Raw genomic sequence first — 22,641 nt, 5'->3', positions numbered from 1 at the left:
GCGCCTGGCCTTATACCGGCTCGGCCACCTGAACGACCACCGTCTTTGGCTTCCTAAACGTCCACACCTTATTGATAATAAAGTTCACCGGCATTGCCACCACAATCGAAATAGCGCTGGCCCAATAGAACTTTGTGCGCAATCCCGAAGAATCATCGAAAATCACCGGCGACAACGTAATCGGCGACGTCGGGTTCATCAGCAACGTTGCCACCACCTGGCTCACGAAAAACGCTCCTACTCCCGTGAGTAGGAAGGGGAAGAAACCTCGCCACCACGACGTCATATGGGCGGCTTTAAACGTCCACATCCTATTCAACTGATAATTCCACGTATTGGCGACAACAAAAGCAATCGTCATAAAAACGTGGTACCAACGAACATGGAAAGAAGAGCCTAAAAGATTGTAAAAGGCGTCATGCTCAGACACCTCTCCTACCCACCAAGCAATTTTCTTGGCTAGGACTGTAACCGCTAGGTTCACTACGGTGCCGGATCCACCAACGATTCCGAATTGGATGAACTGTCGCAGGCTCCTAGTCATCCGTATTTTAGAATTCTCGGACACCGAGTCTCTCCTCCTAGTGGGCAATTAACCTTGTTGATTGTAGCGGTAATCGAAACTTCTCAAAACTCCCGACACAGGATTCATAAACTCTAATCTTGTCACGTAACGCTCTAGCAGCGGCAGATAACGACAACTTCCACTCTCCTAGTGACAGATAAGAAACCTTTCCGCACGATATCGAAACCCCAATTTGAGGCATATCCATAAAATTTAACGCTCTTATTTATAGGACCTACCGTGTGTAGAAACAGTCGGTAGAATTTTCCGCATAAGTCCGATCTGCTAAATCAAGTCCGCAGTGAAAGTAACTCCGTTGATCTTTAGTTTTGCAAGCGTGCTGCAAAAGCTGTCACTCGCTCATCAGTGGATGTAAGAGCAATGCGAACATGTTTTTCCGCGCTAGGACCATAGAAATCTCCGGGTGCAACGAGGATGCCTCGGTCAGCAAACCATTCCACTGTGGAACGGCAGTTTTCTCCTCGTGTCGCCCACAAATAAAGACCAGCCTCTGAGTCTTCGACGGTAAAGCCCGCGTCGACAAGCGCGCGTAGGAGAGTTGCGCGGCGACGTGCGTAGCGTAGCTTCTGGAAAGTCTCCTGGTCGTCATCGTTGAGCGCGGCAGTCATTGCAGCTTGGATTGGTCCAGGAATCATAAGGCCTGCATGCTTGCGCACTTCGGTGAGCTCGGCGATCAGCTCCGCATCGCCGGCTAAGAAACCTGCTCGGTAGGAGGCGAGGTTGGAAGTCTTTGAGAGCGAATGGATCGCTAGGAGACTTGTTTGGTCCTCATCGTTGACGCGCGGATCTAGGATAGACACCGCTTCGCCTTCCCAGGTCAGCCCCAAATAGCACTCATCGGAAGCAATGATGACATTGTTTTCGCGCGCCCACGCCACGATCTCGCGCAGTGTCTCGATGCTGAGAACTTTGCCTGTGGGGTTCGATGGGGAGTTGAGATAAACGAGGTCGATGTCTTCGGGACTAGGAAGGGTGTGGGGGGCGTCGCTGCGCTTGGGGGTGGCACCTGCGATAAGAGCGGAGACCTCATAAGTTGGGTATGCCACCTCAGGGATTACTACGGTGGAGTTGATCCCTAGGAGAGAAGGTAGGAGCGCAATAGCTTCTTTTGTCCCGACAACCGGCAGCACCCCTCCTACGCAGGGGATGTTGTAGCGCCTGGCCAGGGATGCGATTATGGCGTCGCGAAGTTCGGGCGTCCCGATGGTCTGAGGGTAGCCAGGAGCTGCAGCGGCTTCCGCTAGTGCGAGGCAAATGCCTGGGGATACTTCGTCGACAGGCGACCCCACGGAGAGGTTAATTATTCCGTCTGGGTGCGACTGTGCCTTGGCTTTTGCTTCTGCGAGGGAGTTCCAGGGGAAATCGGGAAGCTTTGTTCCTAGCGGGCTGCGGCTCATGGTCCGTCCTTTGAAGATGTTTTTACGCCTGTGGAGGGAGGTCGGCTACGAGTTTGGCGTCGAAGTCCTGCGGGCCGAGTTTGGCCGCGCCGCCCGGGGAGCCGAGGTCGTCGAAAAATGCGGCGTTGGCATCGTTGTAATCCAGCCACTCGTCTGGAACGTCGTCTTCATAAAAAATTGCTTCGACCGGGCACGCAGGTTCGCAGGCTCCGCAGTCGACGCACTCATCGGGGTGGATGTACAGGGAACGCTTTCCCTCGTAGATGCAATCGACTGGGCATTCCTCAACGCATGCTCGATCCATGACATCAACGCAGGGCTGTGCGATTGTGTACGTCATTGCTTATAGATCTCCACTTCACGTATTCGGATGATTCGATTCATTATGTCACTTTCCGCGCAGCAGAGGCCAACCGCCTCCTACAAAACCTGCGATCATGAGTAGGAGGGGGCGGAGGCTTGCCCCAAGCAACTGGTCGCCCGTCACGCCTCCCGCTACCATGAGCCCAAAGAATCCCAACGCCCACGCATACATTGGGATAAGCGCAATGGCTGAATTTTTAGTCCACAACATCGCTGTTTTTGTCAGAACCATGTTGAATAAGAACGCGATTGCGACGGTATAAGGCACAGGCACTGGTCCGACCCAGGTGTTGAGATAGACGATTTCTAGGAGGACGGAGATAACCCCTCCTAGGGAGAGCCAGAAGAGCCCCCATGCGGCTTCTCCCCTACTGAATTCTTGGTATACGTAGGAACGGTTGTCATCGCTTGTTATGTGTTCAGCCACTCTTTTATCTCACTAGTTCTGCGACAATGTCGACGCCGCTAGGAAGGGGGCCTTGGCCCATCTGGTAGCACTCCGTGCGTAGGAGAGGTTGGGCGATCAAGTTGCTCAACGCAAAAACAGCCGGCGCCGCATTCGGATCGCTAATGCCAGCGATGGCGGCGTGGGGATTGGTCGCAGTTGTGGATCCGTCTGCAATCCAGAGTTGGGTTGCATGGGCTTTCATCGCTTCCTTTTTCCTAGCGAAGGCCTCGTCGCTCAGTAGGAGACGGATGTCGACGTTCTCGACGCACGCTATTTCATTTTGGCGCGGGCGTCGCCAAGCTTCGGGAACGGCGCTGATGGCATCGAGCCCTGTGTCAAGGTCTATCTTATCAGTGACGGCCCAGATGATGCGGGCGACGGGCACGCGTCGAACGGCTTCGTGAGTAATTGTGTGCGCTTGGATGTGGTCTGGGTGCCCGTATCCTCCGTCGGGGCCGTAGGTGATCACGAGGTCGGGATTAATCTGCGCCAGAATCTCGGCGAGTTGCTCCACCGCTTCCTCACCGGAGGAGATGAATGCGCGAGGATGTTCATTTGCTTTATCGCCGATCATTCCCGAGTCGCGCCAATATCCCGCCCCGCCAAGGTGCTCCCCTCTCGCACCTAGGAGAGAGAGGGAGCGCGACAGCTCCCCAATCCGGAATCCCCCCAGCTGATCGGCCGCGTCCGCGACGAGCCCTTGATAAGGTTCGCCGATGACCTCCCCCTGCTCTCCTAGCGTGCACGTCACCACGGTGACGTCAGCGCCACGGAGTGAGAGTTCTGCGATGAGTCCGCCGGTCCAGATGGCTTCATCGTCGGGGTGGGCATGGACGGCTATTACTTTTTTGCCGATAAGGTCGCGCATTAGTCCTCTTTGGGTGTCCACGTGGCCAGGGCTGCAAGGTCTTCTGGCCATTGATCTAGCTGTTGGTCCGGTCCTACGATACCGCTACCGCGCACTTGTAGGCGCAGGTCTTTGGTGATCTCGGTAGTAAAATGTTGACTTGTTTCGATGTTGGCGGCGATGCCATTGAAGTCCTCTGACGTGCGGGTTCCAGCGAGCACTTCGCTAATTTCGGCATCGGTCTGTTTGTTGCACCAGTTAGTGAAATTGGTGGCCGGCTTGGGTCGTGAGCATTGGTAGCGATCAAGATTGTTCGCAGAATTCCACGTTACGATGGCATCCACGCTGCCGTCGATAAGCTTCGTGCCTAGGAGAGAGGTGGTGTCCGTGGTCACGAGCTTCGCCCCCACCCCATGGCGAGCAAGAAGGTCGACAAGCGCACGGGCGGCGTTTTCTGCGTGTGGGTCTGCGGGATCTACGCCGATCCTCACATCCCTTCCTAGCGACGTAAGCAGCTCCGCATGGGGCTCATAGCTTTCCGACGCCACCACCAAATCACTAGAACGCCCCATAGCCAGCTTGGCAATCAATCGGCGGTCCACCAGCGACTGCAACTCGGCCCGTTGGGCCTCGCTCAGGTTAAGGTTAGCGATCAGTTGGAGCGTCAGCGGGCTTTCCTGCGTGCGTACCTGGGTGTTTGGCATGAGCTCGAACGCCTCGCGGGCGACCTCCGTAGGAGTGATGTCAAGGTAATGGATTTGCCCCGTCCGCAGCATCTCCGCACCCTGGGTTACGTCGCGAACCTCGGAGAAGGTGATTGTCTCATTCTTCGCAGGGTTTTTGCCCCAGAATCGATCGTTGCGATTAAGCGTAAGAATTCCCCGCTGCTTATCGACGCTCACCAGTGAGTACTTCCACCCCGAAGCCGGAATACTGTGGGCCATGACCGAAGTGAAGCTGGCGTCGCTATCGCGCAATAGGTGGCTGGGTAGGAGGGAGGAAAAGAGGGTGTGCCAATCGGCTACCTTCGCAGCAAAATCCACGTCCACTGTGCGGCCACCATTAGAGGAACGAATGCCGGCTATTGCTCGATACTTCGACGCATCCAGGACACCCGGGTTTGTCGACTTCGCATCCCAGAGATACTGGAAGTCAGACACCGTGATGGGGGTTCCATCGCTCCACTGAGCTTCCGATCGAATGGTATACCGCACTGTCTGAACGGCACCCGTGCCAGCGGCTGGCTCTATCTCCTGCGCGGAGGTAAGAAGATCGGCATTGATCTCCCCTCCCACGAAGGCGCTAGGAAGGACGAGGGAGGCCAGCGCACGAACAAACACAGAGTCATCCGATAACACGTGCGGATTCAATCCCCCGGTAATCGGGTCTATGCCTATCGACACCGACTTTTTGGTTTTCTTTTCCGACTTCGGCGCAGCCGAAGTGCTACTGGCCGCACTACTAGCGGGCGTAGCTTCCGGTTCCTTTTCCACAGGTGCGGGACCGGGGTTTGCCGAACATGACACAAGCACCGCGGCCGAGACTGTTGCTAGGAAAACGCGGTGCTTGTTCATCATGCGAGCTATCTTACTTGTTGCGTGCTTTCTCACGTGCACGGGCACGGCCACGCTCGGTGGCATTGAGAACAACCTTGCGTACGCGTAGGACGTCTGGGGTTACCTCCACGCACTCGTCCTGCCCACAGAACTCCATAGCCTCGTCCAAGGACAGCACATGTGCCTTGGCCAGGGTGACGGTTGCGTCGGCAGTAGCTGAACGCATGTTGGTCAGCTTCTTTTCCTTGGTGATGTTCACATCCATGTCTTCATCACGGTTGTTGGCACCAACGACCATACCCTCATAAGCTTCCATGCCCGGCTCGACAAAGAAGTTGCCACGGTCGGAAAGCTGGGTGAGAGCATAAGCGGTGATCTGACCGGAACGGTCTGCCACGAGGGATCCGGATGCGCGGCCCTTGATTTCGCCCGCCCACACGTCGGTGCCTTCTGAGTAGGAGTTGGCGATACCGGTACCACGGGTCTCGGTGAGGAAGATGGTACGGAAGCTGATCAGGCCTCGCGCGGGAACCTTGTATTCCATGCGTACCCAGTCATCAGAGATGTTGTCCATGGACAGCATCTGACCTTTACGAGCAGCCATCAGCTGGGTGACGTTGCCCTGGTACTCCGATGGAATATCGATAACCATGTGCTCATAAGGCTCGTATAGCTTGCCGTCGATGGTCTGCGTAACCACCTGAGGCTTGCCGACGGTCAGCTCAAAGCCTTCACGACGCATCGTTTCCACGAGAATCGACAGCGACATTTCACCACGGCCCTGAACTTCCCACGCGTCTGGACGCTCAGTAGGAAGGACGCGGAGAGACACGTTACCGATCAGTTCCTGATCCAAGCGTGCTTTCACCACACGTGCAGTCAGCTTGTCGCCGCCGCCACGGCCGGCCATTGGCGACGTGTTCACGCCAATGGTCATGGAGATTGCAGGCTCATCAACGGTGATGCGAGGAAGAGCGACAGGGTTTTCCGGGTCAGCGAGGGTATCGCCGATCATCACAGAATCAATGCCGGAGATAGCGGCAATGTCTCCCGCCACAACCTCGTCTGCGGGCACGCGGGTCACACCAACGGTGCGCAGCAGCTCGGCGATTTTAGCACTCTTGACGTGCTGGTTACCGTCCTCATCGTAGTGGATCCAGGCAACCTGCTGTCCCTTCTTCAATGTTCCGGAGTGCACGCGGATCAAGCCGATGCGGCCTAGGAAGGAGGAAGAGTCCAAGTTGGTCACGTGTGCCTGCAAAGCTCCGTCGACGTTGACGGTGGGCTCTGGCATAACGTCGTAGATGACGTCGAAAAGCGCTTGCAGGTCTTCAGCCTCAGGTACGTTGCCGTTGCCGGGATTTTCCACAGATGCCTTGCCTTCGCGGCCAGAAGCGTAGAGAACCGGCAGGTCGAGCAGCTGCTCGGCGGCTTCTGCAGCCTCCGGATCATCCAAGGCTGAGGCCAGCTCTAGGAGGAGGTCCTGGGACTCCTCGACGACCTCGTCGATACGCGCGTCGGGACGGTCAGTCTTGTTGACCAAGATGATCACTGGCATTTTGGCTGCGAGGGCCTTGCCCAGAACGAATCGGGTCTGTGGCAGCGGGCCTTCGGAGGCGTCGACAAGCAAAACGACGCCGTCCACCATGCTCAAGGCGCGCTCAACCTCGCCGCCGAAGTCAGCGTGGCCAGGCGTATCGATCACGTTAATGACAAGATCGTTACCATCTTTGCCGGCACCTTTACGACGAATGGCCGTGTTCTTGGCCAAAATGGTGATGCCCCTTTCCTTTTCTAGGTCTCCAGAGTCCATCACGCGGTCGACGAGCTCTGCGTGTTCATCGAAGGCGCCTGACTGACACAGCATGGCGTCTACAAGGGTGGTCTTTCCGTGGTCAACGTGCGCAACGATGGCTACATTGCGAAACTCTGGACGGGTCAAAAGTGTCTCCTGAAAAATTGGATGCGCCTGGTGAAATCGTGCCGCACAATCGTGCGAAGAGTGCGGGCGCATAGTACAGCGCTGTTACATTACTCCACTTACCCATAACTGTGCACGTTAGAAACGTGAATACAGCAACATGTAACAAAAAGATCACGATGAGCGACGTGTATCAAGAGAGGAATTTTCTAGTTCCCCCACATTGAGAATATTAGTTAGTAACCCTTGACACCTTTAAAGCAGTGACTACTGTTATTCGAGTAAACTCTTGTGATTATTGTGACTTGCTATTGTGCTTATCGACGCCCTTCACCCGCTCAACGCATCTCTCTATAAGGCAATAACAAATCCAATAGCTAGGAAGGCTGTACGTGCGCCGAATTACCCACGCCATCACCGCAACGCTTCTCGCGGCTACTGGCACCCTCACCTCCGTTGGTGGTGCGACTGCTATGCCTGCGCAACCGCTGCCGGCAGCGCCCCTTTTGTCGTCCTCCTCGACGATCAACCTTTCCTCCTGGCTTCCCCTGGACCAATTCGGACGCCCCAACGCCGAGACACTAAGCAAAGCGAAAGACTTTGCCAACACCCTGCCTGAGCCGATCCGCGACCAGCTACTCGCAGCCGTGGCCTTCATCGAGGGAACCGGACAGGGTGACATCAAGGTCCCCGACAACGGCCCCCAGTTCAACCAGTTCCTCTGGCCAAGCATCGCAGGGCGCTGCATCAGCGGCCAGCTCACTGCTACCGGATCAGCAATCGCGGTCCCCGGACCCGCAGAGATTCCAGCACCGGGAGCGAAAGAAGGCGAAACTGCCTTTGTGTTTACCGCGCTAGGAACTGGGAAGCTCGGTCCCAACGAGCATCAAGCAATGAACGTCCACTGGTTTAACCTTTCCACGCTGCAAGGCGGAAGCACTCGCCTTGCCGGCCACGGGATCAACCCGGATGGGCCTAGCACCGTATCTGGAACCGCTGATACGGGGAAGGGGCGCGTCATTGCACTCATCGAGGGGACTATTGCCACCGAAGCAAGCCCCTGCACCTTCCTACCCACGGCTGTACTCTTCGAGGTGAAATAATGGTTGAACTGCATCCAGTGAAAAAGGAAACCTTCGACCCATTGTCGATGACCAATATCGACCCCAAAGGTTTTCAGCGACGCGTAGATGACTTTCACTCCACTGATTTCGGTCTATACATGGCACGGGGCGCCGACCATCCCAAATTTGGATACCTAGAGTCCTGGCTCCTCCCCAACTTGGGATTGCGCGCCAACATCTTCCATTTCCGCGAAGGCGTTGACGAACGTCAAGATTTCTACTTTGATGTCGCCGACATTTCCCGCGAAGACAACATGTGGGTCACCCGCGACTTGTATGTCGACCTCATCTCCGTGACAGGCGAACCCGTCAAAGTTGTAGACATCGACGAACTCGCAGCAGCAACCTCTGCCGGCATCATCACCGCTGAAGAAGCCGAGCGCGCGATTGACGCGACCCTTCTCGCCGTCGAAGGAATAACCCGCTACAACGACGACCCCATGAGCTGGCTTGCATCCCTAGGCTACGACTTAGAATGGGCCGACGCCGTCGAGCTGGAACCTGCACCATGATCACCATCTACCACAACTCCCAATGTTCTAAGTCGCGCGCTGCACTGGAGTTCGTGCAGGATCGGGGGCACGACGATGTGCAGGTCATTAATTATCTCTCTTCCCCTCCTAGCGAGGACACTCTCCGCAACCTCCTACACAAAGCAGGGCTGAGCCCCCACGAGGCGATACGAACAAACGAACAGCTCTACCAAGACCTGGGCCTCTCGCCAGAAACTTCCGACGACGATCTCATTGCTACGATGGTAAAACACCCCCGGCTTATTCAACGGCCGATCGTATCAACGGATAAAGGCGTACGCCTTGCACGTCCCACGGAAGTAATAGAGGAGATTCTCTAAATGCGGCTTTTTCGCCGATTATCCGCTGTCACCACCGCCGTCGCTCTCTCGCTAGGAATAGTTGCTCCTAGCCACGCAGTCGTCGGAGGCACCGCAACCAACCTAGTCTCGCCTACGTGGGACTAGGAGAGCAGCAATGCACAGGAGCTCTCATCTCTCCCGAATGGGTACTGAGCGCTCGCCACTGCCTTGGCGCAGGCCCATCAACTATCGGCGTCGGCGGCCAGGTCTTCCGAGCTGTCAAACAAATTCCCCATCCCGCCGCAGATATTGCGTTGATCAAACTCGATCGACCCTCCGGCACAGCCCCGATGACGCTTTCCAGCAACAACCTGTCTTTTGGTGAAAAAACTATCGCCGCAGGCCGGGGCGGGATCGGCCACGGCCACGCGCAGTGGGCAGAAGCTACAACACAGCGCCGTGTCACCAACGTTCCTGGCCCCGACCGTCAGGCCGTCTTAATTGAGCAATGGATCAGCCAAGGAATTCTCCGCCAAGGCGATTCCGGCGGCCCACTGATGGAGGGCAACGCTGTGGTCGGAGTTCTCAGCATGACCAGCCATACCGGAACGGTCGGCTGGTACACGCCTGTCGCAGAGCACGCCGAGTGGATTTCAGCCGTAAGCGGGGCGCCTATACCACACGCTTCGGATGCTCCTAGCCCGCTTATCGACGCCACTGCCTTCCCCACCGTCATCCCGCTGCCGAGTTTCCCGCTCCCCTTCGGCAGCCACTAACAATCCCATGCGGATTGGATTCTTCACTCACGCTTAATACACATATAACGAGGCCCTCACCTGTTTCTTAGTGAGGGCCTCGCTCCCTTCTATCGCCTAGGGACTAAGGAGTCATAGTCGCGACCCCGCTTTACCCCGTAGAGGTATCCTGTCAGCCAGCCGACAAAGACAACCCCCACTGCATGAACACCAACCACTATCCAAGGAATATCAAACACCCTGAACGGAATGTAGTCACCGTGTAGACGAATGGATTCGGCAAACTCTAGCGCAAGCAGCCACGCTATAGCTCCCACTGCGCCTACCAGTGCGACGAAGAGCCCTTGCATCGCGCTGAATCGTCGAATCAGTCTCTTCTCCCCTCCTAGGGAGAACATCGTGATGACTTCACGACGAGTCTCAAAGCTCGCCAACGCCACTAGGAGGAGGATGAGGCCAAAGCACAGCACCCACGATAGGAACATCGCAATTGTCACTCCAAAGCGATCTTGCGATGCCGACTGCTTGGACACCGTGACGCTAGCAAAGCCTTCGCCGGAATAATCTGGGTTGAGAGTCTCCCACCAGCTAAGCTTTGATCCTCCTACCAAGTGCGACGCCTGGAATACTGCTGCTGAGCCCAAGGACCGCGCAGTCTCCGGGGAGATCACTATGGCGTTGGTGTGAGCGCCTAGCACGGCCATCGCCAGAAGTTCGTGGCGGCTATCTTCCTCATCAGTCATTTTCTTTGTGATATCCACGCTGATTTTTCCCGATTTCACGAGGCTAGGATTAAAGGCCACTGCCCCGCCATGAGCGATCGTCTCTTCCAACCGGTTGAGGTCTTTTTTGTTAAGGCTCTTCAACTCGTTGTCGGCCAGCATGCCTATTACTGATGGCGTCACCACATGAACAGCGATTCCATTATCCCAATTGTTGAAGGTGCTAAAGGAATCCAACACTGAAGGCCTTGACCCCGCCCCGCTCACGTACTTAGTAGGAGGGTTGACGTTGATTTCGACGGGGCCTCCCCTCTGCGAGGAGTAATAAGGAGAGTATTCGTCGACACGCAATGGTGCGGAATGCTTTGTTTGCTTTTCCTTAATAATTGCCGCATAAGGGCTGGCGTCCGAAGCCACCGCTTTGTTCGCTGTGATCCGGATAGCGTTGACATGCGATTGCGGCGTTAGATTGACGGGGCCACCGGTGATGCTGAGGAATACAACGGCACATATCATCATTGTTCCAGTGATCGCGCCAACCGCAGGACCTGTCCGGGGCATGTTCCGGAGTGCATCGCGCAGCCCCAGCCTCATGCTCAGCGGCGTGCGGCGACCGAACCTCGCTAGGAAGAGGATTGTGGCCGGCGCCGATGCAATCGCACCGATAACAACTATCACAGACCACGCCCCCACCGGCTTCTCAGGATCCGAAAGCATAATGCTTATCAACCCCAAAGCACCAAGTGCTGGTCCTACGAGGTAGAGCGGTCGTAAGCGAACAATGCGTGTCGACGCCCCCTCCGCCAGCGCTTGAACAGGCTCCATTGAGGCACTGCGTATCGCGGGCATCAGAGCTGCACAAAGACCTGCAATGACTGCGACCGCAACAGACAGAAGCGAAATATCCCAAGCGAAACCGAAGACATGAGCCTCCGTAAAGATCCATGGGAGGACTGCGCCGAGGACTAGACCAGCCACCGTTCCTACTAAGGAACCCAGGAATCCTACGATTGCACCCTGCCACAACATAATCTGCCTCAGTTGCTGTGGATCTGCACCGATTGCGGCCAGCAATCCAGTCGAACGGATTGACCGCCGCGCAGCAACTGCGAAAACCGTGCCAACGATACTCGCGATCAAAATAACCGCAAGCGCCCCCATCGACACAAACATAAAGAATTTCTCTGTAGAAGCCGTAACATTTACGTAGGAGAAGAGGAAGGACGCGTACCTCGATGGGACCTCATACTGATCCACACTACGAACCGAGACTCCATTGTCCTCTTGGCCAGTGTCCTCGTCTAACACTTGCGACGAAACCCACGCAAGGGAAACCTCTTGAGGAAGCCGTGCGCTTACCAATTCTGCGTCACTGCCGAACTGTGCGACATTAATGTCTTCTTTGTTGACAATGCCAACCACGTTGGAGGACCTGTCATCGGTTCCCTCAGCGATGGTGAGGGTTAAAGGTTGTGCACCTGCCCAAGGGACAAACCTCACCTTCTCTCCTACTCCCTTGCCTAGGAGGGAGAGAGCGCTGTCGCTCAGCGCTATCTCACCGCGCGCTGGCACGTGCGGTTCGCCTTTCTCCTGCGGAGCAGTCCTCAGTGCAAGACGGATATCCGCACCATAGGAGCTAGCGACCGACGTGTCGAGCTGCCACACCGGGCTAAATGTATCGGCTATGCCGGAGGCAAGGTTCTTAAAACGCTCAACATCTGGTTTATCCAGCACCTCACGGTCTCGCACACACCAGGTTGCGTCTTTTTCCTCTTCTCCTGAGCAGACGGTGTTATTGATGTTCACATAGGTGCTAGGAAGGCGATCTTTCTCGTAGGAATAGGCCGAGAATCCCAATAGCGCATTGGTAAAAGCACAAATCACTACGATGGGCAGTGCGAAAAGAGAAATCGCTACACCTGATCGAATTTTGTGTGTAGTTAGCTCGCGCCCTGCCAGGCGCCTAGAAAGCGAAGTCACTATTGAGCCCCCTGCAATTTTCCGTCACGTAAATACACCGTGCGATCTGCATATGCGGCAAACCTTGGCTCATGCGTTACTAGGAGGCCGGCTGCGCCTTGGTCGATGCGCGACCGCAGCACAGCCATGATCGCCTCGCCGGTGGTGGTGTCGAGGGCGCCGGTGGGTTCGTCGGCAAGCAATAATCGACGATTGCCGATAAGAGCACGCGCGATGGCAACGCGCTGCCGCTCACCGCCAGAAAGCTCCGCGGGGAAGGAATCGCCCACGTTAGGAAGGCCGATGGATTCCAACGCTGCGAGGGCTTGTTCCTCACACTCCTTCCTAGTCATGGCGCCGAGCTCAAGTGGAAGAGCCACGTTTTCGGAGGCAGTGAGAGTAGGAATGAGGTTGAAGTCTTGGAAGACGAAGCCGACGGATTCGCGTCGCACGCGGGCGCGTTCTTTGGCGCTGAATCCGCTGGTGTCGCAGCCGTCGATAAGCACGCGCCCACGAGTAGGAGTGTCCAGGGTTCCCGCAATATTTAAGGAGCGTTGTTTTTCCAGCCCCTGATGGTCCCATAACTGCGACGAGTTCGCCGGGCTCTACGGTAAGCGACACAGAATCGAGAGTCACCGTTGTGTGAGAACCATCATCATGAATTTTGCCGATATTATCCAAGATCAATGCTGCTGGTTGGGTCATCATTATTGTTTTCCTTCTGCGGGGATCTCTAGAGTTTCTATGTAATCAAGCCATCTCGACTCTGCTTCAAGATTGAATATTCGTCTCTCCAGTAGGAGGCGGGCCGCGGTGCGTTGCGGTGCGAGTGCCATTTTTTGCTTCACGACGTCGCGAAGTTCCAGCATCACCGCTTCCCGCTGCCGCTGCACCATCTCTCCTACTCCCGAAGCATTGGTGGCTTGAGCCATCGCAATTTTGATGACGAGCTCATCGCGCTGATTTTTAGAAAGCAGCGTGGGAGTACTCCACCATGTCTCCAGTTCGTCCCGCCCGTGAGAGGTAATGCCATACACCTGCGCGGTATGTCCTGTGCTGCCCTCTACTTCTCCTAGGGACTCGACAAAGTCGTCGCGCTCTAGTCTTTGGATTGTCTGAAATACCTGACCGATGTTGAGGGGCCAGGTGTGTTGCGTGAGTTCATGAAATTGCGTCCGCAACTCTCCTACTGGCCGTGGCTTAGCCGCTAGGAGGCTGAGTAGCGAGTGCCGAATGGTCATACGGTTGCCTTCTTTGCAAAGTTTCTTGTTACCAAAGAGATGGTTACTCGGTAACCATGAGTAAAAGTTACCGATTAACCATCGAGATTGCAAGCTTTAAATGAAAAAGAGAGGAGATTCGCAAGGAATCCCCTCTCCTAGTGACAGCAGAGCCAACGGCGGTAACTACATCCCGGTGCCGAGCTCCACACCCAGACCAGGAACAGAATCAATGAGGTTACGCGTATATTCTTCCTTCGCCGCTAGGAAGAGGTCGTCGGTCGTCCCCTGCTCCACCACGCGTCCTTTTTGCATCACCACAACTTCATCCGCGGTTTGGCGCACCACGGCTAGGTCATGGGTGATAAACAGATAGCTCAAATTGAGTTCGGACTGCAGGTTGGCCAGCAGCTGCAGGATCTGGTTCTGAACCAGAACGTCCAGGGCGGAGACCGCCTCATCCAAAACGATGATCTCAGGGTTTAGTGCCAGCGCACGAGCTACGGCGATGCGTTGGCGCTGCCCGCCGGAGAGTTCGTTGGGATAGCGTCGCATGGCCGAACGCGGCATAGCCACCATGTCTAGGAGGTCGGCCACGCGTTTCTCTCGCTCTTTGCGATTTCCTACCTGATGCACCACAAGCGGTTCTTCGATGCATCGGAAAATTGAATACGTTGGATCCAATGAGCCGTAGGGATTTTGGAACACTACTTGCAGCTTGCGCCGCATCGCAAAGAGTTCCTTCTTTCCTAGCGTGGATAGGTCCGTGCCCTTGTAGTAGACCTTGCCTGAGGTTGGGTCGATAAGGTTGAGGACCATATTGGCCACGGTTGATTTACCGGACCCCGACTCTCCTACTAACGCGAGGGTCGTTCCTTGTTTGAGGGAGAAGCTGACGTCGTCGACAGCGCGCAGCTCAGCTTTTTCCCACGCTGACCGCGAACATCGAAAATCTTGGTGAGATTTTCTACCCGGATGATCTCTTTGCTGTCCGTCTTTTCAGAAGCGAGGATCTCGGAGCTTTCCACTCCATGTTCTTGCGCCGATTGAATGCGGGCAGAAGCCAAGGAAGGCGCCGCTTTAACCAACCACTTGGTGTATGGATGCTGCGGGTCGCGGAGAATCTGGAGGCTGGGGCCAGACTCAACGACGCGACCGCGGTGCATCACCACGAGGTGTTCGGCACGCTCAGCCGCCAATCCGAGGTCATGAGTAATAAAGAGAACTGCGGTTCCCAAATCCTGAGTGAGTCCACCCAGGTGATCCAGGATGCGCTTTTGTACCGTCACATCCAGGGCGGAGGTGGGCTCGTCGGCAATGAGCAGCTTGGGACGCGCAGCCAAACCGATACCGATAAAGGCTCGCTGGCGCATGCCTCCGGAAAATTCGTGCGGATATTGCTTCGCGCGGCGGTGGGCGTCGGGAAGCCCTGCTTCCTCCAAAAGCTCTGCGACGCGCAGTATCCATGTCAGAACCCGGGACCACATTGTTTGCTTTGAGCGACTCTTTTACCTGCGTGCCAATGCGCCACACAGGATTGAGGCTGCTCATAGGGTCTTGAGGGACAAGGCCGATCTACGAGCCTCGGTAGGATTGCATCTGCTTGTCGGAAAGTTTTGTGATGTCTTTTCCGTCAAACAAGATCTGGCCGCCCGTTACTTTTCCAGTTCCAGGGAGCAGGCCGATGATCGCCATTGCGGTGGTGGATTTACCCGAGCCAGATTCGCCCACGATGGCCACCGACTGGACGGGATAGATGGTCAAGTTGACGCCACGGACGGCGTCGACAGTGCCAGTTGAGGAGGTAAAGGAGATTTGTAGATCCTTCACCTCTAGAAGCGGCGCATTATTATTTTCACTCATGGCTCTTATCGCTTCCTAGCCTTCGGATCAAGGGCGTCACGGACTACGTCGCCCATCATGATAAAACTCAAGACTGTCGCACCGAGCGCTACCGCCGGATAAAACAGCACCGTGGGCTGAGTACGCAACGACACTTGGGCCTTAGCAATGTCTCCGCCCCACGAGACGATATTCGGTGGAAGGCCAATGCCTAGGAAGGACAGAGTGGCCTCTGCCACGATAAACGTTCTAGCGCCACCGTCGCGTACACGATAATCGGGGCCGCAGCATTAGGCAGAATATGGCTGCTGAGGATCTTCCACTTAGATGCCCCTACCGCACGAGCGGCAGTAACGAATTCCTCGTTTTTGACCGACAGCACGGCGCCTCGGGTGATGCGGGCAATGTTGGTCCAGCCAAACATAGCGAGTACCACCACAACCGTTATGACTGTGCGCTCCTGCTTAAACATCTGCATGACCACAATCGCCGCGAGGACGAGGGGGACGGCAAAGAAATGTCAGTAAGTCGAGACAGCAAGGTGTCCAGGATGCCACCAAAGAAACCAGCTGCAGCTCCGATAACGGTTCCTATGATCACTACCGCAAGAGTGGTAAACACACCTACCGCGACAGATGCCCGCGCGCCGTAAATCATGCGTGCATAGATGTCGCAACCTTGGCGATCAAAGCCAAAGGGGTGTCCTTCTGTCGGGTCTGCCAAGGATTTGGATAGCTCGCAAAAACCGGGATCCGTAGACGTGAACAGCTGCGGAATTACGGCGAGAAGCACTGCGGTAAGAATCAACGCGGCGGAGAACCAGAACAGTGGGCGGCGGCGCAGATACTTCCATGCTTCGCCCCACGTGGAGGTGGGGGCAGACTCGTCGGCGACTGCGTCGACAGCACCCAAGCCTGTCTCGTCTGTATCTGCGATGAAGTGCTCCTGCCCAGGATGAGGCTGGAAAATATTGTGATTATGCATAGCGGATCCTCGGGTCGAGCAAGGCGTAGATCAAGTCCACGACGAGGTTAGCGATGATATAGACGATCACGAGGACCGTGGTAAAGGACACGACTGTGGTGGGCTCGCCTTTGAGGATTGCCTGATACATCGTGCCCGTGCCGCCAACACCATTGATGCCAAAGATTCCCTCGGTCACAATAGCTCCGCCCATAAGTGCGCCAAGATCAGCGCCTAGGAAGGTGGCTACGGGGATCAGCGAGTTACGCAAGACGTGCCGCATGGTCACGTTTCTGCCACTTAGGCCTTTCGCCCGCGCGGTGCGCACATAATCTGCCCGCAGGTTTTCTGAGACTGACTGTCTAGTAAGGCGAACCACATAAGCAAAGGAGAGCGCCCCTAGGACGATCGCTGGCATGAGGAGCGACGTGATCGATGTGTTCGATCCGACGGTTACCGGCAGAATCCCCCCACTTCACGCCAACAAAGAACTGGAAAACAAAACCAATCACAAACGATGGAACTGCAATGACGATGAGGGACATGACGAGCACGGTGGAGTCGAAGATTCCGCCGCGACGCATTCCTGCGATCACGCCAAAGCAGATGCCAAAGACAGCTTCAAAGATAAGCGCCATGACGGCAAGTTTTATGGTCACGGGGAAGGCATGTGCCATGGCTTCCGCAACAGGGCGACCGGAGAAGGTGGTACCAAAGTCAAGGGAGAAAATGCCCTTGTATACAGCAGATATTGGATGATAAATGGCTTATCTAGATTGTATTCCGCCTCGATTCGTGCCCGGGCAGCTTCCGTCAGACCACGGTCTCCGCCGAGGGCTGCGACGGGGTCGCCAGGCATGAGGAATACGAGTGCGTAGAGCAGGAGTGTCGCACCAAAGAACACTGGGATCATTTGGAGCAAGCGGCGCCCAACATAGCGCAACATATGCAATTTCCTTAAAGCTTATTAACGATGGCTGAGCCCCGCGCAGAGTCCACGCGGGGCCAAGCAACAAACGTCTCTATGACGGTGGGTTTTAGCCCTTGGTGATTTGTTCGTACACAGGAACGGACTTCCAGCTGAATACCACGTTGTCTACGTTTTGCGAGTAGCCACCGGTCACATTCGAGTACCACAGAGGAATAGCAGGAAGTTCCTTGAAGAGGATCTCTTCTGCTTCCTGGTAAAGCTTGATTCCTTCTTCCACGGAGGAAGCTGCGGCAGCGTCGTTAAGCTTCTTGTCAAACTCAGGGTTGGAGTAGTCGCCATCGTTGGAGCTAGCGTTGGTGGCGTAAAGCGGGCTGAGGAAGTTGCCGAGAAGCGGGTAGTCGCCTTGCCAGCCGGTGCGGTATGCGCCCTTGATAGTGCGGTGAGTGACCTCGTCACGCAAAGACTTGAAGTCTGGGTATGGCTTGCCTGATGCGGAAATTCCCAGGTTGTTCTTGATCTGGTTAGCTACCGCATCGACCCACGACTGATGTCCGCCATCAGAGTTGTAGGCGATGGTGAACTCGCCGGTAAATGGCGAGATAGCGTCGGCCTTGGCCCACAGCTCCTTTGCCTTGGCAGCGTCGAACTTGGCTACGTCGCTTCCGGACAGCCCTTCCTTGTAGCCATCGACGACTGGGGAGGAGAAGTCCTTAGCTGGGGTACGGATTTCCTGGAAGATAGCCTTGGTTACTTCTTCGCGGTTAATCGCCAGGGAGATAGCTTGGCGACGCAACACGCCTTCCTCACCCGAGAAGTGCTCAAGCTTCTGCGGGATAGTAAAGGACTGGAAAACCGCAGCCGGTTGGTTAACAGCGCGCTCGCCGAGTTCACTCTTAAAGGTGCCAAACGCGGAGTCCGGAACGACATCGAGAACGTCGAGGTTACCGGCCAGGAGATCGGAATACGCAGCATCCTGAGAAGAATAGAACGTGAACTTCACGCCGTCGTTCTTAGCCTTGCGATCCCCGGTGTACTCCTCATTGGGCACAAGGGTGATGGACTCGTTGTGGTTCCACTCTGCAACCTTGTAAGGACCGGAGCTGATGGGCTTTTCACCAAAGGCCGCGATGTCATCAAACGCCACATCTGGAAGCGCAAAGTACGCGCTATATCCCAGGCGAGCGGGAAATCCGACACGGGCTGGGAAAGCTCAATGCTGAAGGTCTTATCATCGATGACCTTCAGCCCCTCAAGCTCCTTTACGCCGGAGCCGAATCCTTTCACAAGCTCAAAGAAAGAGGCATTGCGCTGATCATTAGCCACAGCGTAATTCCACGTCTTGACGTAATTCTCTGCCTTGATGGGAGTTCCGTCCGAGAACTTCAGTCCGTCTTTCAAGGTGACTTTGTATGTTCGATCACCTTCAAGGGTGATCGACTCGGCCTGCTCATTATGTGCCTTGCCATCCGAGTCATAGCGAACCAACCCCGAGTAAATAACATCCACGATGCGCCCGCCACCAGTTTCATTGGTGTTGGCAGGAATCAACGGGTTCTGCGGCTCCGAGCCGTTAGCCAGAACATAGTTTTTACCGGACTTGCTACCAGAGGAGTCCGAGGAGCAAGCAGCTAGGCTCACAGCAAGGGCCGCGGACATACCAACGGCGAGAGTCTTCTTAAGCGTCATTTACGACCTCCCAGGGGATGACGAACATCTTTCGCAATAGTCTCCAACCGGAAACGGGTCATTGCTTGCACGAACTCCTAGTCCGTGACACATATCACACATAAGGGTTACGGACGTGCCCAGGTCACTAAAACTGTCCGCTTATAGTTTCTGCAAAAATTTCTCACCCTCTACCTGCACGTCAGACGAATGGTGAGTTTCCCCATATGATTTTAAAGTTATTATCTTGTTACCAAATGGGGGTAGAATTTTTACCCCCTCAGGGCAGGAAAAACCACATCTCGGGACAGTGGGGCTAACCTCTCAGAACCGCTGTCGAGTCCGAACCACGCGATTTCTGCAATTTCTTCGTACACGGTGTGCGGTTTTTCCTCCTCGCTATAGAGAAACACGTCACAGTCAACGGTCGCCCCCGGCTCGTTGGCAGCTGGTGCCTGATAGCGTCCGATTGCTTCTAGTTCATCAGCACGCATCCGGATATGTAGTTCTTCAGCGATCTCCCGAATCGCCGCCGCCACAGGTTCCTCCCCCTTCTCCAATTTTCCGCCAGGCAGCATAAAAAGTCGGTTTTTCTTTTACGTACACTCGCTACTTTTCCCTCGTTAAAAAACACAACTGCCGCGATTCTGATAATCATGCCTCTCCTAGCCATAACCGCACATCCGCATCCGGGATCTTTGCAAAATGAGCCTGCTCCTGCTCCGCCCATATGTCCCACCACGGTCCATACTCAGGGTCGCGCGCCAAGGCCCGCGTTTTCCGCCACGATTCCGGGCCGTCAAGGACAACGCTAAAAACATAGCCTTTGCTTTTCGACGCCGCCACCGTCTCCCTCGTGATCGCCCCAACCCCCTCGATCACCAGGTTCTTAGCCTGCACAGGCACCCACTCGCCCCGCCGGTGATGCTGCCAATCCCACCGCCAATACCCAGCGGCCTCGCCCAACACCTCCTCGGCCACAATCCGCGACCCCTCAGCAAGGCCATGCCAGCCTGGGTAAATATCATCAAGGTGCACCAGCTCAAACCCCAAAATCCCCGCCAGCTTCCTAGCGAGTGTGGTTTTTCCGGAACCAGAGGGGCCGTCGATAAGCACAATCATGCGCCCAAGAACCTAAAACTGCCCGTGTACACCGAAACCGCAATCGCCACTGTCGACATCGCACCGCATGCCGCGACTAGGAGGGCGTCACGACGCCCAAAAGTTGAGGTTCTCGCCCATGTCCTATCCGGATACCGGCCAAAACCCCGAGCCTCCATCGCCGTCGCCAGCTTCGCGCCGCGTCGCAACGCTAAAACAAGCAGGCCAAACGTCACAGAAAAAGCGGTCTTCATGCGGCCTTTGTCATCCAACCCCCTCGCCCGGCGCACCCGGCGCAGCGACTGCCAATCCCGACGAAACAGCGAGATAAGCCTGGTGCTGGCCACTGCCCCAATGACAAATCGAGACGGTAGCTTGAGCACCTGAGCAAGCCCATCTCCTAGTTCCGTGGGATCGATGGCTGTCAGCAACACAATGACCGGCAGCCCTACAGCTAACACACGCACCATGATCGCCGCGGCAAGACTCAAAGAATTATCCGTCACATGTGCAAAAAGAAAAGACGCATACTCGTGGCCTTCGGGCCTGCCGTATAGGGCCATCGAGAGCCCAGCTATTGGCGTAGCAATGAAAATAGAAAGACCGCGCCGCGCCAGCACTCGCCAGCTCACCCCAACGCAGGGCGCACACACCACTGTAAACATCACCGCAATAGCTGCGGACACAATATCCACGCTGATCAAAAGAGGCGTGGTAAACAAGGCAAGGCCGAGGACGCGAGAGACCGGGTTGACGTCCTTGATGAGGTTCATAGCTGAATCTCCTTGTCTCCTAGCGCCGCGCGGTACAGCGGGTCGTGGGTAATGGATACCACCGTGGTTCCGTCCGCCGTGAGTTGGCGCAAGAGCAGAACGAGTTCGGTAAAAGTGCGGCGATCCTGGCCAAAAGTCGGTTCGTCTAAAAACACCACGTGAGGTGTGTTCACCAGAATGGTAGCCACAGAAAGCCGTCGTTTTTGTCCCCCAGACAACGTAAAAGGATTCGCTTCCGCCAAGTGATCCAGGCGGAGCGTCGCTAGGAGAGAGTCAGCGCGACGACGCGCCTCGTCTTGGGACGTTTTCGACCCTCGGGCACCGACAAGAAGTTCCTCGCGCACCGTTTTAGCCACAAACTGGTGCTCAGGATCTTGGAAGACATATCCCATACGGGTAGCAAGCGCTGTCGAGGACCATGTATAAGGGTGGGGGCCGAGCTTTCCGGCGATTGCCGGGTCTACCCGTACTTCCCCTCCTAGGGACGGAAGTAGTCCTGCGAGGGTGAGCAAGGTCGTTGTTTTTCCAGCGCCGTTGGCCCCGGTGAGCACAGTCGAATAGCCCCTAGGTATGGCAAGGTCCAGCGAGTGGCGTAGCGGAGAATCCCAGCCCACGGCTAAATCATGCGTGGTCAGTGCGTGTTCTTCCGATGAGCTCACCGGTTGTGCCGCGGGTAGGAGGGGGTCGTTGCCCGGCACCCACACGCCTCCTTGCGCGAGTTCTTCCCCGTGCTGAGAAATCACAGTATCCGCAGGGCCATCGGCGATGATGCTTCCGTCATCGCCTAGCACGACGATGCGATCAACAAATGCGAGCCACGTATCCACGCGGTGCTCAATAATTATTACAGTGGCGTTCGTGGCATCCGCGTCGGTTTCCACTGCTGCCACCACGTCGCGCACCCCCTGTGGGTCCAGGTTGGCGGTGGGTTCGTCGAGAAGCAATAAATCGGCGCCCATAGCAAGCACTCCGGCAAGTGCGAGCCGCTGTTTTTGGCCTCCCGACAGCAACGCGGTGGGGTGGTCCAGAGGCAGCTGCAATCCAACGTGGTCCAAGGCAACAGGCACGCGACGCCATATCTCGCCCCTAGGAAGGCGGAGGTTTTCGCAGCCAAACGCCACATCATCTCCTACTCGCGAGGAAATAACCTGCGAATCCGGGTCCTGCAGCACCATCCCAGGCGTCGCATTGACTTCTAGTAGGCCTTCGCTTTCCCCCTCATCGGCACCTAGCACTCCTGCCAGAGCAGAAAGTAACGTGGATTTTCCCGCGCCCGACGCCCCGAGTAGGAGGATGCGTTCCCCACGCTCCACCTCAAAATTGATGCCCTGCAAAGCATGCTTGATACGACTTGAGTGGCGGTACCCAAAATCCCGGGCATAAATCTGAGGAGGCATTCCTATCTTCCTAATCAACAAGGCGGTGCTGGGAACAGTGCTTTTAGTCCAACCGCATATGGCCCAGCCCAGCCAACGCGGCAACCGCCCTCATCGTTGGGACGCGCGGAGAGATGATGACGCGAAAAGGCCATCATTGTCGTTTTTGAGAACGGTAGAGCGTACGTCACGCATAAAAGCGCAGGACAGCTTTTCTTGTGTTCTCAAAAACGACATTCCCTTTCCTAGTCGCGTAACCAGCTATGTGCCACGCGCGG

At 55.8% G+C, this 22,641-nt stretch carries 15 protein-coding genes and 7 pseudogenes; 4 read left to right on the top strand and 18 right to left on the bottom strand.

Going from position 1 to position 22,641, the window contains the following annotated elements:
• Window positions 1–10: 10 nt before the first annotated feature.
• From CBE74_RS17070 to typA, 7 genes are all read right to left on the bottom strand, one after another.
• Window positions 11–568 carry a GtrA family protein gene (locus CBE74_RS17070; protein WP_087453744.1) on the bottom strand — a complete coding sequence of 186 codons (558 nt, stop codon included), beginning with the start codon at window positions 566–568 and terminating at the stop codon, window positions 11–13.
• Window positions 569–888: 320 nt separating this feature from the next.
• A complete protein-coding gene (gene dapC, locus CBE74_RS17065; RefSeq protein ID WP_087453743.1) occupies window positions 889–1,983 on the bottom strand; it encodes a succinyldiaminopimelate transaminase in 1,095 nt (364 codons plus the stop codon).
• A gap of 22 nt (window positions 1,984–2,005) precedes the next feature.
• Window positions 2,006–2,323, bottom strand: a complete 318-nt coding sequence (gene fdxA, locus CBE74_RS17060; protein ID WP_013241627.1) for a ferredoxin — start codon at window positions 2,321–2,323, stop codon at window positions 2,006–2,008.
• 48 nt (window positions 2,324–2,371) lie between these two features.
• The gene (locus CBE74_RS17055; RefSeq protein WP_087453742.1) at window positions 2,372–2,773 is read right to left on the bottom strand and encodes a hypothetical protein; all 402 of its coding nucleotides are present in this window, start codon (window positions 2,771–2,773) and stop codon (window positions 2,372–2,374) included.
• A 4-nt stretch (window positions 2,774–2,777) separates the two neighbouring features.
• Window positions 2,778–3,662: an N-acetyl-1-D-myo-inositol-2-amino-2-deoxy-alpha-D-glucopyranoside deacetylase gene (gene mshB / locus CBE74_RS17050; protein ID WP_087453741.1), complete on the bottom strand. Its 885-nt coding sequence runs from the start codon at window positions 3,660–3,662 to the stop codon at window positions 2,778–2,780.
• Window positions 3,662–5,218 (bottom strand): ABC transporter family substrate-binding protein, encoded by a 1,557-nt coding sequence (locus CBE74_RS17045; RefSeq protein ID WP_171483244.1) that lies wholly within the window; start codon window positions 5,216–5,218, stop codon window positions 3,662–3,664. The genes mshB and CBE74_RS17045 overlap by 1 nt, the downstream gene beginning before the upstream one ends.
• Window positions 5,219–5,228: 10 nt before the next feature.
• On the bottom strand, window positions 5,229–7,139 hold the full coding sequence (typA, locus tag CBE74_RS17040; RefSeq protein WP_087453740.1) for a translational GTPase TypA: 1,911 nt from the start codon (window positions 7,137–7,139) through the stop codon (window positions 5,229–5,231).
• Window positions 7,140–7,510: 371 nt separating this feature from the next.
• Here typA and CBE74_RS17035 point away from each other — a divergent pair, with 371 nt between their 5' ends.
• The 4 genes and pseudogenes from CBE74_RS17035 (at window position 7,511) to CBE74_RS17020 (ending at window position 9,832) form a co-directional block, all read left to right on the top strand.
• On the top strand, window positions 7,511–8,221 hold the full coding sequence (locus CBE74_RS17035) for an Rv1157c family protein (RefSeq protein ID WP_087453739.1): 711 nt from the start codon (window positions 7,511–7,513) through the stop codon (window positions 8,219–8,221).
• Window positions 8,221–8,754 (top strand): ribonuclease FAU-1 family protein, encoded by a 534-nt coding sequence (locus tag CBE74_RS17030; protein WP_087453738.1) that lies wholly within the window; start codon window positions 8,221–8,223, stop codon window positions 8,752–8,754. Before CBE74_RS17035 ends, CBE74_RS17030 begins: the two co-directional genes overlap by 1 nt.
• Window positions 8,751–9,095 (top strand): arsenate reductase (glutaredoxin), encoded by a 345-nt coding sequence (gene arsC, locus CBE74_RS17025; RefSeq protein ID WP_087453737.1) that lies wholly within the window; start codon window positions 8,751–8,753, stop codon window positions 9,093–9,095. Before CBE74_RS17030 ends, arsC begins: the two co-directional genes overlap by 4 nt.
• Window positions 9,096–9,832: pseudogene (locus tag CBE74_RS17020) on the top strand (S1 family peptidase).
• A gap of 89 nt (window positions 9,833–9,921) precedes the next feature.
• Here the strand turns inward: CBE74_RS17020 and CBE74_RS17015 are convergent.
• The 11 genes and pseudogenes from CBE74_RS17015 to CBE74_RS16965 all read right to left on the bottom strand — a co-directional run bounded on the left by CBE74_RS17015 (window position 9,922) and on the right by CBE74_RS16965 (window position 22,384).
• Window positions 9,922–12,513: an FtsX-like permease family protein gene (locus CBE74_RS17015; RefSeq protein ID WP_171483245.1), complete on the bottom strand. Its 2,592-nt coding sequence runs from the start codon at window positions 12,511–12,513 to the stop codon at window positions 9,922–9,924.
• Window positions 12,513–13,200 (bottom strand): annotated as a pseudogene (locus CBE74_RS17010) (ABC transporter ATP-binding protein). Before CBE74_RS17010 ends, CBE74_RS17015 begins: the two are co-directional and overlap by 1 nt.
• On the bottom strand, window positions 13,200–13,733 hold the full coding sequence (locus CBE74_RS17005; RefSeq protein WP_087453736.1) for a PadR family transcriptional regulator: 534 nt from the start codon (window positions 13,731–13,733) through the stop codon (window positions 13,200–13,202). Before CBE74_RS17005 ends, CBE74_RS17010 begins: the two are co-directional and overlap by 1 nt.
• Before the next feature lie 165 nt (window positions 13,734–13,898).
• A pseudogene (locus CBE74_RS17000) lies at window positions 13,899–15,575 on the bottom strand (dipeptide ABC transporter ATP-binding protein).
• A gap of 5 nt (window positions 15,576–15,580) precedes the next feature.
• Window positions 15,581–16,538: pseudogene (locus tag CBE74_RS16995) on the bottom strand (ABC transporter permease).
• A pseudogene (locus tag CBE74_RS16990) lies at window positions 16,531–17,463 on the bottom strand (ABC transporter permease). Before CBE74_RS16990 ends, CBE74_RS16995 begins: the two co-directional pseudogenes overlap by 8 nt.
• Window positions 17,464–17,554: 91 nt before the next feature.
• Window positions 17,555–19,134: pseudogene (locus CBE74_RS16985) on the bottom strand (peptide ABC transporter substrate-binding protein).
• A gap of 251 nt (window positions 19,135–19,385) precedes the next feature.
• A pseudogene (locus CBE74_RS16980) lies at window positions 19,386–19,771 on the bottom strand (NUDIX hydrolase).
• Window positions 19,768–20,235, bottom strand: coding sequence for a nucleoside/nucleotide kinase family protein (locus tag CBE74_RS16975; protein WP_087453735.1), 468 nt, complete (start codon window positions 20,233–20,235; stop codon window positions 19,768–19,770). The pseudogene CBE74_RS16980 and the gene CBE74_RS16975 overlap by 4 nt, the downstream one beginning before the upstream one ends.
• The gene (locus CBE74_RS16970; RefSeq protein WP_087453734.1) at window positions 20,232–20,987 is read right to left on the bottom strand and encodes an energy-coupling factor transporter transmembrane component T family protein; all 756 of its coding nucleotides are present in this window, start codon (window positions 20,985–20,987) and stop codon (window positions 20,232–20,234) included. Before CBE74_RS16970 ends, CBE74_RS16975 begins: the two co-directional genes overlap by 4 nt.
• Window positions 20,984–22,384 (bottom strand): ABC transporter ATP-binding protein, encoded by a 1,401-nt coding sequence (locus CBE74_RS16965; protein ID WP_087453733.1) that lies wholly within the window; start codon window positions 22,382–22,384, stop codon window positions 20,984–20,986. Before CBE74_RS16965 ends, CBE74_RS16970 begins: the two co-directional genes overlap by 4 nt.
• Window positions 22,385–22,641: the final 257 nt, after the last annotated feature.

Source organism: Corynebacterium silvaticum, assembly GCF_002162115.2.
GTDB classification, from domain to species: domain Bacteria; phylum Actinomycetota; class Actinomycetes; order Mycobacteriales; family Mycobacteriaceae; genus Corynebacterium; species Corynebacterium silvaticum.
The sequence above is the reverse complement of the archived record's forward strand: the minus strand, read 5'-3'. Positions and strand labels throughout refer to the sequence as shown.